This window comes from Streptomyces chlorus (assembly GCF_042655885.1).
GTDB lineage: Bacteria > Actinomycetota > Actinomycetes > Streptomycetales > Streptomycetaceae > Streptomyces > Streptomyces chlorus.
Map to the genome: position 1 here is coordinate 1 of NZ_JBHSOA010000078.1, position 503 is coordinate 503.

The window sequence follows — 503 nt, forward strand, 5'->3', positions numbered from 1 at the left end:
AGTCGGAGATCAGAGGGATGGTGGCCTGACCGACCGCCACCGCAGCTGTGAAGATGAGGTTGACCAGGGAGATGCCGATGCTGTGCACCGCGGCGCTGTTGGTCCCGATCCTGGCCGCCGCGAAGGTCAACACGCCCAGGACGGCGAACTTGACGAGTACCGTGCCGGCCAGCGGAATCCCCACGGCGCCCAATGTCCAGACCTGCTTCACATTGGGCCGGCCCGGATACAGAGAGCGGCCGGTCAGCCCGGTAGAGCGGCGGAGGGCCACCTGGTTGACGCAGGCGCTAATCACGCTGGAGGCGAGCATGGCGACGCCTGCCCCGGTCAGGCCGTAACCCGGCAGCGGGCCGGGACCACCCACGAGGAGGACGGAGAGCGTGACGGATGCGGCGGTGCCGAGCAGTCCGGCCCGCATCACCAGCTTTGAGTGGCCCAGTGACTCTGCTGCGCAATTCGCGAGTCAGGCCGTGAGTCGGTAGGCGAGGCGTTCGAGGCGGCTG

The 503-nt window shown here is 68.2% G+C and carries 1 pseudogene; it reads right to left on the bottom strand.

Annotated features, from left to right (window positions below):
• Positions 1-418: pseudogene (locus ACFPZI_RS30280) on the bottom strand (MATE family efflux transporter); the annotation flags it as partial.
• Between the last annotated feature and the right edge of the window lie 85 nt (positions 419-503).